Consider the following 15,239-nt stretch of genomic DNA (forward strand, 5'->3'; position numbering starts at 1 on the left):
CTTCCCATTTGATCGTTCCGAATTCATGAAAATTATTACCGTCGCAGCTGCCATTATTTTGAATTCAGATCAGCAGCTGCTGGTGGTTCGTAAGAAAAATACTGACTGTTTTATGCAAGTGGGTGGCAAGCTGGAACCAGATGAAGCACCTGAACAAACTATGCTACGTGAAATTCAGGAAGAAATTGGCTGTCAGGCTGAGATTCAGCAATTCATTGGGCGTTTTGAAACACAAACTGCTAACGAGCCGGATCATCAACTGGTCAGTTATGTTTATCTGGTGCAATTAGATGGCGAACCACATATTGAAGCTGAGATTGACGAGATGAAATGGGTGGACCTGGATCAGGAAGATACGAAACTAGCACCACTGACTACAGAAATTGTCATACCTTGGGTTAAAAAGAACTTATTGGTACAAGCCTAATTTAAAGTTTGGCTCCCGCCAGACAGGCGGCATAAATCTGCTGGCAGCCCAGTTTTTCCAGTTGCTGGCTTAAAGCTCGAATTGAGCTACCAGTCGTAACCACATCATCAATAATTAAAACCTTACGATAACGAACTTTTGAAGAGGTAGTGACCCTGAATTGGGCTTCAATGTCTTCAATACGTTCCAGACGACTTAAGCCTTTTTGTGAATGTTGCTTGAGTCTTTCAATGGGCTGCCAGACGGGAACTTGTAAATGTTTAGCTACATGCTTGGCCAGTAACAGAGATTGATTATAGCCACGTTCAACCAGCCGTTCGGTTGAAATCGGCATAGGAACCACTGCACTGACTTTAGGAAATTGTAAGGTCAGTAATGCACCTGCCAATAAAGGTTCCAGATGCAGCTTTTGTTCATATTTAAATAATTGAATCAGGCGATCCATTGGGTAGGCATAGTCACAAGCCACTTGAAACTGCATTTCCTGACGCTGAATGGTCTGATGTGCCCAAGGTAACTGTTGCCAGCAATCCTGACAGACGGAATACAGGTTTTGATAATCTGTCTGGCATAGCTGACAAGGCTGTAAACGATTCAGCCAGTGTTTTCCCTGTTGGAGCAGTTTAAACATAGGCATAGCGTGGAGCCTCGGGTAGCCAGCGTTTTAATAAGGCATCTGCCTGTTTCGGATAATCTTTTAGCATCTGCTGGGCGACATAATGCGCCTGATTCAGCAAGTGATCATCACGTTCCAGTTTAGCCACACGGAAACCCATATCACCGGTCTGTTTGGTTCCTAATAATTCGCCTGGACCACGTAATTCCAAGTCTTTCTCGGCAATGATAAAACCATCATTGGTTTCGCGCATGATGCGCAGACGTTCCTGACCATTTTGTGACAATGGATTTTTATAAAGCAGGGCACAGAAACTGGCTTTGGCACCACGACCCACCCGGCCACGCAGCTGATGTAGCTGTGACAGGCCGAGACGCTCGGCATTTTCAATCACCATAATGGAAGCATTCGGGACATCGACCCCAACTTCAATCACGGTAGTGGCAATGAGTAGCTGCAGTTTATTGTCTTTGAATTCCTGCATGACTGCCTGTTTTTCATCGGCTTTCATCTTGCCATGTACCAGACCGATATTCAGTTCAGGGAAGCGTTCCTTGATCTCGGCAAAGGTCGCTTCTGCGGCTTGAGCATCCAGCGTTTCCGACTGTTCTACCAAGGTACAGACCCAATAGGCCTGTTTACCTTCAGCACAATTCGTGGCAATACGTTGCAGAACCTCTTCACGGCGCTCCAGTGGAATAGTCACAGTCTGGATCGGAGTACGACCCGGTGGGAGTTCATCAATAATCGAAGTATCCAGATCCCCATAGGCTGACATAGCAAGCGTGCGTGGAATCGGGGTTGCGGTCATGACCAGTTGATGCGGCGACATGCCATCCAAGCCTTTATTTCTCAAGGCTAAGCGTTGATCGACCCCAAAACGATGCTGCTCATCAATAATCACTAAGCCCAGTTTGGCAAACTCGACATTTTCCTGAAACAGGGCATGAGTTCCTACCACCAGATGCGCGCTGCCATCACGGATCACTTGCTCTGCTGCAGCACGTGCTTTACCTTTCTGCTTCCCGGAAAGCCAGGCAACATTTAAACCGAGTGGTTCGAACCAGCGCTTGAAGTTGAGGTAATGCTGTTCGGCCAGAATTTCAGTGGGTGCCATCAGCGCGACTTGCCATCCTTCTTCTAGGGCATGACAGGCTGCTACACCCGCAACCAAAGTTTTACCTGCACCCACATCACCCTGCACCAGACGTAGCATCGGTTTATTCTGCTTCAGGTCTAGGGCAATTTCTTTGGATACGCGTTTTTGTGCACCCGTCATTTCAAAAGGCAAACCGGCCAAAAGCTGTTTGGCATAGGTCTTACTTGGTGAAAATGAGGGAGCTTCAATCTGCTGAATAAAGGCACGCCGGGTCAGTAAACTGATTTGATGTGCCACCAGTTCCTCAAAAATCAGACGCTGCTGTGCCGGATGTGAGCCTTGGGTCAGCTGCAACATATTGGCATCCAGCGGCGGATGATGAATATATTCCAGTGCCTGTTTCAGGCCATAACCATTGCTAAATTTTTGTGGCAACAGTTCAGGTAAATCATCACTGTGCAGCTCTAGTGCCTGTTTAATATATTCCCGTAGCTTGGGCTGAGTCAGTCCTTCGGTTGCCGGATAGATCGAGGTGAGTTGGGTATGAGGCAAAGGTGTATGTTCAGTAATCACTTGCAGTTCTGGATGATACATTTCCAGACCACGGGCACCGACTCGCACTTCACCAAAGACTCTTAAACGGTTACCAAGCTTGCAGCGATCGGTAATGCCTTTATAAATATGATAAAAGCGCAAAGTGACTTTGCCAGAATCATCATCCAGTAACACCGCCATGGATTTACGTTTACCGGGTGGGAAATCAACCCCTTTCACGACACCTTCCAGCAAATAGCTGCGTCCCACCGTTAATTGATTCATGGGAATGATCGTGCTACGGTCTTCATAGTCACGTGGTAGATGAAAAAGCAAATCATCAGTATTAAAGATATTTAGTTTTTCGAGTAAAGCAGCGGCGGCATTGCCAACGCCTTGTAACTGATGGACTGCAGCCATGTCCCCTCAACCAGGTCTGTGATTCGGTGTCGAATGCATATTTTATTTATTGGTTATGGTAAAACATCCGAGCGGGTAGCTAAACAATTATTTGAGCAAGGTCATCAAATTAGCACAATTAGCCAAAGTCCCAAAACAGATTCATTCGCAACTCATCTGATTCAGGATGTACATACTCTAGATTTAAGTACAGTCGCTCCGATTGATTGGGTCTATGTGTTACTCAGTCCCAAACAGAGGGGTGTCGAAGCCTATCAGCATACTTATCTGGATTCGGTTCAGCCAATCGTCACTGCCTTGAAATCCCATCCGGTAAAAAGAATTGTGGTGGTGTCATCAACCCGGGTTTATGGACAGAATGCAGGTGAAAGCGTGGATGATGAAACTGAAATTCATCCGAATGATGTTCAAGGTGAAATTCTGCATCACATGGAACAGGCGTATCTCGCCGCTTATCCTAATCAATGTACCATTATCCGCCCAAGTGGGATTTATGGGACTTCTGTGGCACGTATGCAGAAAATGGCAGCATCGATGACCAGCCACCCAAATCTGCATTGGTCGAATCGGATTCATATTGAAGATTTATCACGTTTTCTAGCTCAGATGATTCACGTGGAACATCCTGATTCTTCATATATTTTGAGCAATAATCAGCCAAGACTTCTGCATGAAGTCCTGCAATGGTTCCAGCAGCAAATGGGTTTACCTATATTGAAAGTCGAAAGTGACAGGGTGACGGGTAAAAAGCTGTATGCCACCAGAATGGAAAAGATAGGTTTTGAGTTAGAGCATCAGGATTGTTTTCAGGATTATTTAGAGTTGATGAATAAGACTGATTTATAAATTTGGAAGTTCCTCCTCCCTCTGGGAGGAGGTTAGGAGGAGGGTTTTTTAAATCACCTCTCCCTTGCGCAGCAGTGCTGCTCATCTCCTAAAAGGAGAGGGAATATTTATCATTTTTATTAATTCCCAAACAAAAAAGAGAGGCCAAAACCTCTCTTTTCCTTTACTTAAACTTAAACACTATTTCTTTTTACGTTTCGCACGTTTCTTGGCCTGTTCAGCCGCAACCGCATCTAGTACTTCTTTCAACTCTTCATCGGTAAAGGAGGTGATGTGATGCAGCATTTGTAGCTTCACTTCATCTAATACTAGATCTGCATACTGCGCAACATTGGTCAGCTGCTCATCATAGACAATGGCATTGTCATCGTTGGTACAAATATAGCCTTTTTGCGTCAGAACTTTGATAAAGCTTTGGAATAAGGCTTTGTCAAAAAATTCTGGTGAGTTGAATTCATACAGTACAGAAAGGCGTTGCCCCACCAGATGACTCAGTTCTTCTACCTGACGGGTTGAAATGTTGCCTGGGCCACGCTGAGTAATTAAAGCCAGCGTCATATAGTAACGTTCCAGACTTTGGGTCACTGGGGCGGCCAGAACTTCAAGCTGGTGATGCGCTTCAGTATTTGGTGCTGGCGCTACCAGATTTTCACCATCTTCACTGATCAGGTTGGTTGCAAGTAAAGCATCGATATAAGCATCAACATGTTGCTGAATTTCGTCTTCTTTCCATTTCAGGAATAGCTCGGCTTTCAGGAATGGATAGAGTGTACTGCTGGCATTGATCGCATCTTCACGGCGAATCATGCCATTGTGCTCTACCAGTGCCGCAATCAGGGACGGCAACACAAAGCTATGCACGATATTATTACGGAAATAGGTCAGTAGTACCGCTTGATTATCTTCAATCGCAATGATATCGCCCAGAACGTGTTTCACCCGTTTAATCAGCTTGAGCTTCATTGCATAGGCAATAATCTCTTTACCTGAAAGTGAGGTAATTTGCATACGCTCATCATAAGGTAAAGCCACCAGCAGATTACGGTAGGTATCCAGCTGCTTGATACAGATTTCTTCGTCCAGCGTATGTTTCGGTGTTGCCAATAAAATAAGTGACAGCAGTGAAACCGGATTCACCACGACTGCACGGTTGATATTTTCCAGAATGGCTTGGGCGGAACTGTTGACTGCGTCGGATACCGGCTGCGGAATCGGATCATCATTCTTTTCAATTTTGATATGTTCTGCGCCGTGCTGTTTCAGGATGTCATCCAGAAATACCGGTTCACCGAAGTTCAGATGGACCTTACCAAAAATACGCTCAATTTTGCGCAAGGTTTTCAGAATGCCAAAAATAGATTCTGCTTCTTTCGGCTTGCCGTTCATTTCACCGACATAAGTACCGCCTTCCATCAGGCGTTCATAGCCGATATAAGTTGGAACGAAGACAATTGGCTTGGCCTTGCCACGTAAATGACCATGTACGGTCATCGCCAGCATGCCGGTTTTTGGTGGCAGCAGACGGCCAGTACGTGAACGGCCACCTTCGATAAAGTATTCCAGTGGAGTATTACGTGACAAAACGCTATACAGATATTCTTTAAATACAGTGGTATAGAGTGCATTACCGCGGAAGGTACGACGGATAAAGAAAGCACCGCCACCGCGTAAGATCTGACCCACAAATGGCATGTTCAGGTTATCGCCCGCTGCAATATATGGCACCATCAGGCCACGACGATAAATCACATAAGACAATAATAGGTAGTCGATATGACTGCGGTGACATGGTGTATAGACAATTTCATAATCTTTGGCCAGTTCACGCACGGTACTGAAATTATGCACTTCCACGCCGTCATAAAGCTGGGTCCATAAACGGGTCAGGGCTTTATCGGCAAAACGTACAGTCGAATGAGAATAATCTGATACGATTTCATTCAGATAACCAATCGCACGACGTTCTGCTTCCAGCATGCTGATTTTGCTGCGGATGCTTTCGTTACGAATAGCCGATTGTACATCCGGCGATTTAATCAGGCCATGCATCACATTACGGCGATCTGACAGGTCAGGGCCGAGAATCACTTCACGCTGTGCATCCAGATAATCATTCAGACGGCTGACAATATAGGTCGCTGGTGCTGAATTTGGATAAGTTTCTTTGGCAAAGTCCATGAGGGCACGCAAAGATTGCGGCTCATGAAACTCCAAATAAGACTGGCGGCCATGCAGACCGATATTAACCAGCTGTTTGACCCGACTTGGCGTAGACCAGGTATCAGTAAATAACAGTTTAAACCAGGAATCTTCTTTTTCAGGATCACGACCCCAGAGCACAGTGACCGGTACCAGTTCCACGTCTAGTTCAGGATTTTTTTCCAGTACTTCAATCAGACGTAACAGACGTGGTGGAAAGGCATGTGGTGGTGAGCTAAGCAGATTATTCTCATCATGGTGCTGTAGGAATAGAACCGAAGCCTTTTCCTTACTGTCACCAATCTGTAGAGGGTCAAGCGCAGGCGGCATGTTTAAACGGCGAGTTTCCGCATCGACCACCAATGCATTACTGCGTGAATGATTCTGCAAGATATAACAGACGATTTTCTGCTGTGCTGCCGGAGTCTGGTCAGCAGTAGGAGTTGTCACTTCACTTGGTACTTCCCCAAGAACATGCGGGGTGACCACAAGATCAAGTAGCTTACTTGAAAGCTTGCGATACATTTGACCAAAGCCACTCTTGGACATAGTTACTCCTAATTTTACTGACCAAAACTACAGAATTTCTGAGGGAATTTATTTTGATTGATTATAAAAACAAACAATATGTCATTTTCTGACAAATTCAATCGAAGTGGTTCAATTTTAGCGCGAAAGCAGATGTTTTTCCTAGTAAGTTGCAAGAGCAGTTGACAGAACAGTCAATCAATCTTTAGAAGATTGCTTGGATTTTATGGCAGAATATTCAGAATAAATTGTATAGATTTATTTCTACACTTCTGGATCTTGCCAATATCACACAGGTTGCTTATGAATGCCTTAACACAGGAACTGGTCGAGCTGCTCAGTTTAGAAAAGTTAGAAGAAAATATTTTCCGGGGAATTAGCCGTAATCTGGTAGGCAAGCGCGTATTTGGTGGGCAGGTCTTGGGACAGGCCCTACGTGCTGCGTCTTATACTACAGATCGTCCTGCGCATTCATTGCATGCCTATTTCCTGTTTGGTGGAGATGTCAACGCACCGATCATTTATGAAGTGGATCGTATCCGTGATGGAAAAAGCTTTGTCAGCCGTCAGGTCCGCGCCATTCAGCATGGCCGTACCATTTTCATGTGTATGGTTTCTTTTGCGCATCAGGAAGAAGGCCTGAACTATCAGATTTCAGAACCTGAATATCCACCGGCAGAAAGTCTAAAAAATGAAGCGGAACTCACCCGGCAGATTATCGAATTTATTCCGGAAAACGTGCGTGCGTCTTTCATGCGTGACCGTCATGTCGAAATTCGCCCTGTAATGCCAGTGAATCCATTCCAGCCGCAACCGGAAGCGCCGAATTATGCGCACTATATCCGTACTCATGGAAAGATCGCTGCAGAAGTGGATGAGATTTCCCTGCATCAGGCGATTGCAGCTTTCTATTCAGACTTTACCTTAATGACCACGGCCCTTCGTCCGCATGGTTTAAGTTATCTGTCTCCAAGCTTGCAATGTGCCAGTATTGACCATGCCATGTATTTCCATAAACCATTCCGGGTAGATGAATGGATGTTATACGACATGGATGCTACTCAAAGTGCCAGTTCACGTGGTCTGAACTTTGGCCGCATGTGGCAAAATGGTGAGCTGGTCTGCAGTACCACACAAGAAGGCCTGATCCGTTTACGTGAAATTGAAACCCAGTAAAGCATACTTTTAATTTAAATAAAGCCGGATTCTAGATCCGGCTTTATACCTTTTTAAGCACGGCTCTTTATAAAAAATTACTCGATTCTCCAGCACTTGCATGGCATAGTGCCCTTAAGATCAATATTAAAAATGCATGTAAAATGAGCTTAAATACGCAGATTTTAATTGCCGCCGTATTGGGGGTACTGTTTGGATTTTTACTGACTTTATTTCCGCAAAGCACATTTTTTGATGTCGGCCTGTACGGGATTGGAATCGCCAGCAGCCTTTTTATTGGTCTGCTGAAAATGATTTTGATCCCCCTGATTTTTACCTCAATCGTGGTTGGAGTGTCTAATCTGCAGGCGGGGGGACAGCTGAGTCGAACCTGGAAAATCACCCTATTATGCTGCGTGACCACCACCTCATTGGCACTGATTTTAGGGCTAACCTGTGCACATCTGTTTAATGTGGGGAGAGGTGTGGATGTGGTGATGTTTCAGGATGCCATGGCTCAGCATCAAACGCCTGATACTTTAACGCCATCGCCTTTCTTTACTAATTTTATTCAGAATACCCTGATCAATCCCTTTAAGGCCTTTGCTGACGGTAATGTCCTAGCTGTTGTAATTTTTGCTCTGTTTATCGGTGTGGCTTTGGTCGCAGGTGGAGATAGCTTCCGTACTGTGCGTAAGCTCAGTCACCAGTTTTTTGACATCATGATGTTGATGATTGGCTGGATCATGAAACTGGCACCGATTGGGATTTTTGCACTACTCGCCAAGTTAATTGCCACTGAAGATATTTCAGTACTGAGCCGTTTGGCTGAGTTTGCGGCAGTCGTGACAGGCACCACAATTTTTCATGGGATAGTGGTGTTGCCGTTATTGCTATGGATCTTCGGAAAAATGAATCCGCTGACCTTTTTTAAAGGTACCCGTAGTGCATTAATTACTGCCTTTGCCACCAGCTCCAGTTCGGCAACCATGCCGATTTCTTTAAAATGCGCGCAGGAAAATCTGGGGGTACGTCCGCAAACAGCTGGTTTTGTGATTCCTCTTGGCACACAGCTGAATATGGATGGAACGGCACTTTATGAAGCTGCAGCAGCTTTGTTTATTGCTAATCTGATGGGGCTGGATCTAACCTTAGGTCAGCAGCTGGTGGTTTGTGCCACGGCAATGATTGCGTCCCTAGGTGCACCGGGCATTCCAAGTGCCGGCATGGTCACTATGATCATGGTACTGCAATCAGTGGGTTTACCTGCTGAAGCGATTGCGATTTTACTTCCGATTGACCGTCTACTCGATACGGTACGTACAGTAGTGAATGTACAGGGCGATATGATGATTAGTGTGGTGGTAGATCGACATACCCGCGAGCCTGAAGTGCCGATTTAATCTTTGTCTAATTCAGCTTTATCTAAGTCCGGATTCCAGACAATTTCCCAGAGATGACCATTGGGATCCTGAAAATAACCTGCATATCCGCCATAAAAGGTGGTGTGTGCAGGTTTGATAATTTTAGCGCCGGCACGTTCTGCCTGTGCCATTGCCTGATCGACTTCTAAAGGACTATAGACATTATGCCCTAGAGTCATTTGAGTCGGACAGATTGGGCTTGGCTCCAGACCGGTATCTTGCTGGATACTAAACTGTGGCCATAGGGCAAGCTTAAGACCAGGTTGTAACTGAATAAAAGCTATCGCGCCATATTCAAACTCTTCACCCATAATTCCTTCACTGGGAAAACCCAGTCCGTCACGGTAAAAGCGTAGTGAAGCTTCCAGATCGAGCACACCGAGGGTAATGACAGAAATCCGTGCTTGCATAACTCCCTCCTGATTATGATTGTTATATTTCTATCTTAGGACAAATAAAAAGCAGGGGAGTGATCCCTGCTGTTAGAAATTGTAATAGCAGACAAGCTTAAGCGACTTTGAGAATAGCGCGTTTGGCTGCCTGTGAATGGTTGAGATAATGCAGCGCATCATCGGTACTGCCCTCATGCACCGGATCATACCAAGGCATTAAATAACCGAGCTGTTGGGATACTAACCACAGCGGGTTGGGTAGAAGGCGGTTATCTAACTGGGAAATGCGCCACCATTCTTTCCAGATCCAGGGTTTATACACGGCAGGTTTAAGTGACTTAAAGCGTGGATCCTGTGCCATTAAATGTGCTGCACCATCGACCCAAAGGCCAATTACACCAATAATGACCACCACACTTAGATAATAACGGGCAATATAGCCGCCACCTAGGTGACGGTATAAATCAAAAGCCACACTACGATGCTCAATTTCTTCAGCACCATGCCATTTCACCAGATCCAGCATATTCGGATCAGCACCCAGACGTTCCCATTCAGTATTGTAGAGTGCGTATTTACCCAGGACGCAGGTCATGTGTTCTACTGTCGCAATAATACCGAGACGGAACAGATCCCATTGATGTTCTAAGATTTTAGGAATTTTGAGACCGAATGGCTGATCGGCGAGCAGCTTGTTAAATAGGAAATGCATGATGTCCAGATTGCGCTGGATATCAATCTGACGTTCAGATAAATATTCTTTATTGGCCGAATTATGTGCCTGGGCATGCATGGCTTCCTGACGGATAAACGCCTGTACATCATGCTTTAATTTTTTGTCAGTGATCTGGGGGAGGACTTTGTTATATAAACGGCAGAACCAGAGTTCACCTGCAGGTAGAATATTGTTAATTTCATTGACGAAGTAACTGGCAAAGGGCTGATCAGGAATCCAGTCGACTGGAGTATCCTGCCACTCAAAGCTGACTTTGCGAGGCTGGATAAAATAGGAAATGGAAGAGCCAATTCTTGTTGTTTTGAAGCGCGAAAGTAAAGACATGGTGTGAATCCATCACTGCTTGATCAAGACAGTATGAAAAAAATATCCCGAATTGCAGCAGGCAGTACGGGACATTCTTTTATCCGATGAAACACATTCGGCTTATTTTTGTGGATTCTGTTCGATAATCTTTGTTGGATCAGCTTCCACAGGCGCGTCCAGATCATTCAGTTCACTGGCAGTGACTTCATGAGCGCTGTCTTCTTCAGCTTCATCTTCTAATAATTCAATTGGTTCATCAGCTTCATTTAAATCATGTATTGAAGCTTCAGGAATGCTGTCCAGATCAAATTCAGGTGCTTGATTCAAAGTGAAGTTCAAACGGCCGCCCATCACACTGGCCAGTTCTTCCAAACCTTGCTTGTTTAGAGAAGAGAACAGTTGAATCGAGAAATCCAGCTTCATCTTTTTCAGTTTGGCTTTCACTTCTTGTAGTGCTTTCGAAGCAGGGCCACGGTTCAGCTTGTCGGCTTTAGTCAGCAGCACATGTACGAATAATTTACGTGAATAGGCCCATTCCAGCATCATCACATCAAAGTGTTGTAGCGGGTGACGGATATCCATCAGCAGCACCAGACCTTGAAGGCTCTTACGGTGAATCAGATAGTTTTCCAGTTCTTTCTGCCAGACAATTTTCATGGCTTCTGGGACCGCTGCATAACCGTAACCCGGTAAATCGACTAGGCGCTGATCCGGATTGCCAAGGCTAAAGAAGTTGATCATCTGGGTACGACCTGGTTTTTTAGAGGCACGGGCCAACTGTTTCTGATTGGTCAGGGCATTGATGGCACTCGATTTACCCGCATTGGAACGGCCAGCAAAAGCTACCTCATAACCAGTATCTTCTACACACAAGCTGAGCTTAGGTGCACTCATCAGGAACTCAGCTTTGCGTAACCAGTTGAGGGCTTGTACCGAATATTCAGTAATGGCTGGATCGACCTTTTTTTCATAGCTGATCTTTTGCTTTGGGGCATTTGATGCCTTACTGTTTTTCGACTTTCCTCTGCTGTGATGCATGGCTCAACTTCAATGACTAATTATACAAGAAGCTATTATAAAGGAAGTCGGGCGGGCAAGCGAACTTTAGAATTGCCCCATAGAATAAGGGTATTAGAGATTGATCAGGCTAATCGGTGACTGGATGCTAAAATGTTCCTTGGTCGGTTCAACGACATCACCTAGAATATATTGATCGAGACTGGTATAGAACTGTTCCACAGCCTGATCCAGAATGCCTTTTAATCCGCAATTGGTACGTAATACACAGGGTGGATCATTACATTCCACAATCTGGTTGTCACGTTGCAGAATACGCACAATCTGTCCGAGCTGAACTTGCAGGGCAGCCGGATTGAGACGGATTCCACCCCCTTTACCGCGAGAGGTAATGAGCCAGTCCTGTTTCGCCATAAAGTAGACGATTTTCATGGCATGGTTCTGCGAAATCTGTAAGCGCTCCGCCAGCTCGGCAATCGTATAAGGCAGATCGCGGGGTTGCGCAACATACATCAGTATGCGCAGCGCATAGTCAGTAAATTTATTCAGTTGCATGATAATACTGATGTTTTTGATGAAAAAAATTAGGGTTAGTCTAGCATACCAGACTAACCCTCTTTTTTTATTTTAAGCTGAAGAAGCAGTTAGTGGCGTACACCACCTGTGCCAAAGGCTTCGCTATGAATGTTCTCAGCAGGGATTCCGCGAGCGACGAGCGCCTTTTGCTGTTCAGCCATAAATGGCATTGGGCCACAGAGATAGTAGTCTGCATTGGCTGGTAATAATGCGCTATCTACAGTGCTTAAGTCCAGACGACCAGCAAAATCATAATCCTCACCCAGTTTATCGCTTGGGTGCGGGAATTCATAAGCAGTCATTGTGCTTAAACGTGGATATTTGGCTTTCAGGTCATGAATATGCTGTTTCATTGCATGAACCTGTTTGCTACGGCAGGCATGGATGAAAGTCACAGGCTGTGGCATATCCAGAGTCACTAGCTGGTTCAGCATGGCCACCATTGGAGTCAAGCCTACACCACCACTGATAAACACATTACGTTTATTCGGATCGATCAGGTAGAAGTTACCGGTCGGTGCAGAGACTTCAATTTCCGAACCTTCTGGCAGGCTGTGTAGGGTATTGGATACCCAGCCTGGTACCATGTCACCTTTCTGGTCTTCACGTTTCACGGAAATACGCAGGTAATCCGCTTGTGGGCAAGTCGACAGGGTATATTGGCGTGGCTGTTTTAGGTTCAGCTCAGGCACAAACACGCGTACAGAGATATATTGTCCAGCTTCATATTTCGGTAATGGACCGCCGTCAACTGGAGCCAAGTAGAAGGAAGTGATTTCATCACTTTCTACGACTTTCTTGGCAATCTTGAAATTGCGCCAGCCTAACCAGCTGCCTTTAGTTTGTTCATGCTGATCATAAATCGCTTTTTCAGTTGCAATGAACAGATCCGCCAGTTGACCGTACGCTGCAGCCCAAGCATCAATCAGTGGATCATCCATCGAAATGTTCAATACTTCACTGATTGAATGCAACAGGTTTTCTCCAACAATGCTGTAGTCCGGTGCCTTAATGTTTAGGCTTACGTGCTTGTGTGCGATTAGCTCAACCACGGGTAACAGCACAGATGGATCTTCGATATTTTCAGCATAAGCCAGAACCGCACCTGCCAAGGCTTGTGCTTGAGCTCCACTACGTTGATGTCCCATGTTAAAGGTTTCTTTCAAATCAGGATTATTGCCTAGCATACGGTTATAGAAATAACCAGTCAGGGCAACCCCATTTTCACGAAGAACAGGAACAGTGGCTTTTACAAGGTCAATTTGCTGTGGAGTCATAGCTGATCTCTCATGGCTGTTATTTATAAGATGCATTTAAAATACATCTTATAAAATGCTTTTACAATATAGGAAATGCATAAAACCATAAAAAAATTATGGGATATAAAAATATCCCATAAAAATGATGTTTTCGATCGGAGAAAGGAAGGTTATTTACGCCCGAAGAGAGAGCCTAATAGACCACGCACAATTTTCTGTCCGGTATTACCACCAAGACTACGTGCTGCACTTTTGGCAAAGGTACTCACAATATCCTGTGTGAGTTTTTCACGTTGCTTGGCTGCACGTTCAGCTTCTTTTTGCTGTTCACGTGCCAAACGTTCCTGTTCTTTGGCCTGTTGCTTGGCAAGTTCCGCGGCTTGTGCCTGCTGCTGACGTTCCAGTACTTTTTGCTGCAGCATCTCATGTGCACTGTCACGGTCAACTTCCTGCTCATAAATACCAGCCATGATACTTTGCTGCATGAGCACTTTACGTTCTTCAATTGAGATCGGACTAAAAGAAGAATGTGGTGGCATGATCCAGCCACGTTCCACAATTTGTGGTGTGCCTTTTTCATCCAGACAGCTAATCAGCGCTTCACCTACAGCAAGTTCAGTAATCGCTTCCTGCACTTTAAATTCTGGATTGGCACGGAAGGTATCTGCCGCCGTTTTGACTGCCTTCTGGTCTTTAGGAGTAAAAGCGCGTAAAGCATGCTGAATACGGTTGCCGAGTTGCCCTAATACGCTTTCAGGTAAGTCGAGTGGATTCTGGGTGACAAAGTAAATCCCGACACCTTTGGAGCGGATCAGACGCACCACCTGTTCAATCTTTTCCTGCAGGGCGGGGCTGGCATTATCAAAGAGTAAATGCGCTTCATCAAAGAAGAACACCAGTTTCGGTTTGTCCAGATCACCGACCTCTGGTAACTGTTCAAATAACTCTGACAGCATCCATAACAGGAAAGTGGCGTACAACTTCGGTGTGTTCATCAGCTTGTCGGCAGCCAGCAGATTGATATTGCCGCGGCCTTGGCTATCCGTTTGCAGGAAATCCATCAGGTCTAGTGCTGGCTCGCCAAAGAATTTATCCCCGCCTTGATCCGCAAGTGCCAATAAATTGCGTTGAATCGCACCGAGGCTGGCAGGCGATAGATTGCCATATTCCGCTTTAAAGTCTGCAGTATGTTCGCTGACATAACTCAGCATGGCTTTCAGGTCTTTAAAGTCGATCAGTAGCAGGCCCTGATCATCAGCAATCCGAAAGACGGCGGACAGTACTCCTTCTTGCGTGTCATTCAGGTTTAGGATACGGGCAAGGAGGAGTGGTCCAATTTCGGAAATCGTAGTACGGATCGGATGGCCCTGTTCACCAAACAGATCCCAGAATACGACCGGCGAAGCTTCAAAAGGAATTGAGTCAATATTCAGGCTTTTAATACGTTCATCAAACTTAGGATTACTTTCGCCTGGCTTGGCCAGGCTGGAAACATCTCCCTTGGCATCGGCAAGGAACACGGGTACACCAATGCGAGAAAAGCTTTCTGCCAAAACTTTCAAGGTTACCGTTTTGCCGGTTCCGGTCGCGCCGGCAATCAGTCCGTGACGGTTGGCAAGCTGTGAATGCAGCACAATATCTTGCGTGGTATCACTGGTTTTTTTAGCAATAATGATCGGTGTACCCATAGATTTTCCTGTTGTTA

At 45.4% G+C, this 15,239-nt stretch carries 13 protein-coding genes; 4 read left to right on the forward strand and 9 right to left on the reverse strand.

Features of this window, described 5'->3' with window-relative positions:
* The first annotated feature begins 25 nt into the window (after window positions 1-25).
* Entirely contained in the window at window positions 26-427 is a 402-nt protein-coding gene (locus AC4MCD_RS01950) for an NUDIX hydrolase (protein ID WP_491876503.1), read from the forward strand.
* Between the two features lies 1 nt (window position 428).
* On the opposite strand, the gene AC4MCD_RS01955 is transcribed toward AC4MCD_RS01950, so the two are convergent.
* Window positions 429-1,064 carry a ComF family protein gene (locus AC4MCD_RS01955; RefSeq protein WP_491876504.1) on the reverse strand — a complete coding sequence of 212 codons (636 nt, stop codon included), beginning with the start codon at window positions 1,062-1,064 and terminating at the stop codon, window positions 429-431.
* On the reverse strand, window positions 1,051-3,096 hold the full coding sequence (recG, locus tag AC4MCD_RS01960; protein ID WP_491876505.1) for an ATP-dependent DNA helicase RecG: 2,046 nt from the start codon (window positions 3,094-3,096) through the stop codon (window positions 1,051-1,053). Before recG ends, AC4MCD_RS01955 begins: the two co-directional genes overlap by 14 nt.
* 33 nt (window positions 3,097-3,129) lie before the next feature.
* On the opposite strand from recG, the gene AC4MCD_RS01965 reads away from it, so the two are divergent.
* Window positions 3,130-3,942 (forward strand): NAD(P)H-binding protein, encoded by an 813-nt coding sequence (locus AC4MCD_RS01965; protein WP_491876506.1) that lies wholly within the window; start codon window positions 3,130-3,132, stop codon window positions 3,940-3,942.
* Between the two features lie 180 nt (window positions 3,943-4,122).
* On the opposite strand, the gene plsB is transcribed toward AC4MCD_RS01965, so the two are convergent.
* Complete coding sequence (gene plsB / locus AC4MCD_RS01970) at window positions 4,123-6,690, reverse strand: glycerol-3-phosphate 1-O-acyltransferase PlsB (protein WP_491876507.1); 2,568 nt, start codon at window positions 6,688-6,690, stop codon at window positions 4,123-4,125.
* A gap of 282 nt (window positions 6,691-6,972) precedes the next feature.
* Here plsB and AC4MCD_RS01975 point away from each other — a divergent pair, with 282 nt between their 5' ends.
* A complete protein-coding gene (locus AC4MCD_RS01975; protein WP_004786947.1) occupies window positions 6,973-7,845 on the forward strand; it encodes an acyl-CoA thioesterase in 873 nt (290 codons plus the stop codon).
* Window positions 7,846-7,988: 143 nt separating this feature from the next.
* Window positions 7,989-9,227: a dicarboxylate/amino acid:cation symporter gene (locus AC4MCD_RS01980; protein WP_491876508.1), complete on the forward strand. Its 1,239-nt coding sequence runs from the start codon at window positions 7,989-7,991 to the stop codon at window positions 9,225-9,227.
* Here the strand turns inward: AC4MCD_RS01980 and AC4MCD_RS01985 are convergent.
* The 6 genes from AC4MCD_RS01985 to AC4MCD_RS02010 all read right to left on the reverse strand — a co-directional run bounded on the left by AC4MCD_RS01985 (window position 9,224) and on the right by AC4MCD_RS02010 (window position 15,222).
* Window positions 9,224-9,658 (reverse strand): VOC family protein, encoded by a 435-nt coding sequence (locus AC4MCD_RS01985; protein ID WP_491876509.1) that lies wholly within the window; start codon window positions 9,656-9,658, stop codon window positions 9,224-9,226. The genes AC4MCD_RS01980 and AC4MCD_RS01985 overlap by 4 nt on opposite strands.
* A gap of 97 nt (window positions 9,659-9,755) precedes the next feature.
* The gene (locus AC4MCD_RS01990) at window positions 9,756-10,700 is read right to left on the reverse strand and encodes a metal-dependent hydrolase (protein ID WP_491876510.1); all 945 of its coding nucleotides are present in this window, start codon (window positions 10,698-10,700) and stop codon (window positions 9,756-9,758) included.
* A gap of 102 nt (window positions 10,701-10,802) precedes the next feature.
* Window positions 10,803-11,720: a ribosome biogenesis GTP-binding protein YihA/YsxC gene (gene yihA, locus AC4MCD_RS01995; RefSeq protein WP_491876511.1), complete on the reverse strand. Its 918-nt coding sequence runs from the start codon at window positions 11,718-11,720 to the stop codon at window positions 10,803-10,805.
* Between the two features lie 93 nt (window positions 11,721-11,813).
* Window positions 11,814-12,254, reverse strand: coding sequence for an RrF2 family transcriptional regulator (locus tag AC4MCD_RS02000; RefSeq protein WP_419364151.1), 441 nt, complete (start codon window positions 12,252-12,254; stop codon window positions 11,814-11,816).
* A gap of 89 nt (window positions 12,255-12,343) precedes the next feature.
* Window positions 12,344-13,552, reverse strand: a complete 1,209-nt coding sequence (gene hmpA / locus AC4MCD_RS02005; protein WP_491876512.1) for an NO-inducible flavohemoprotein — start codon at window positions 13,550-13,552, stop codon at window positions 12,344-12,346.
* 152 nt (window positions 13,553-13,704) lie between these two features.
* Window positions 13,705-15,222, reverse strand: a complete 1,518-nt coding sequence (locus AC4MCD_RS02010; RefSeq protein WP_491876513.1) for a helicase HerA-like domain-containing protein — start codon at window positions 15,220-15,222, stop codon at window positions 13,705-13,707.
* Window positions 15,223-15,239 lie beyond the last annotated feature (17 nt).

This window comes from Acinetobacter sp. CAU_H_78, assembly GCF_058599365.1.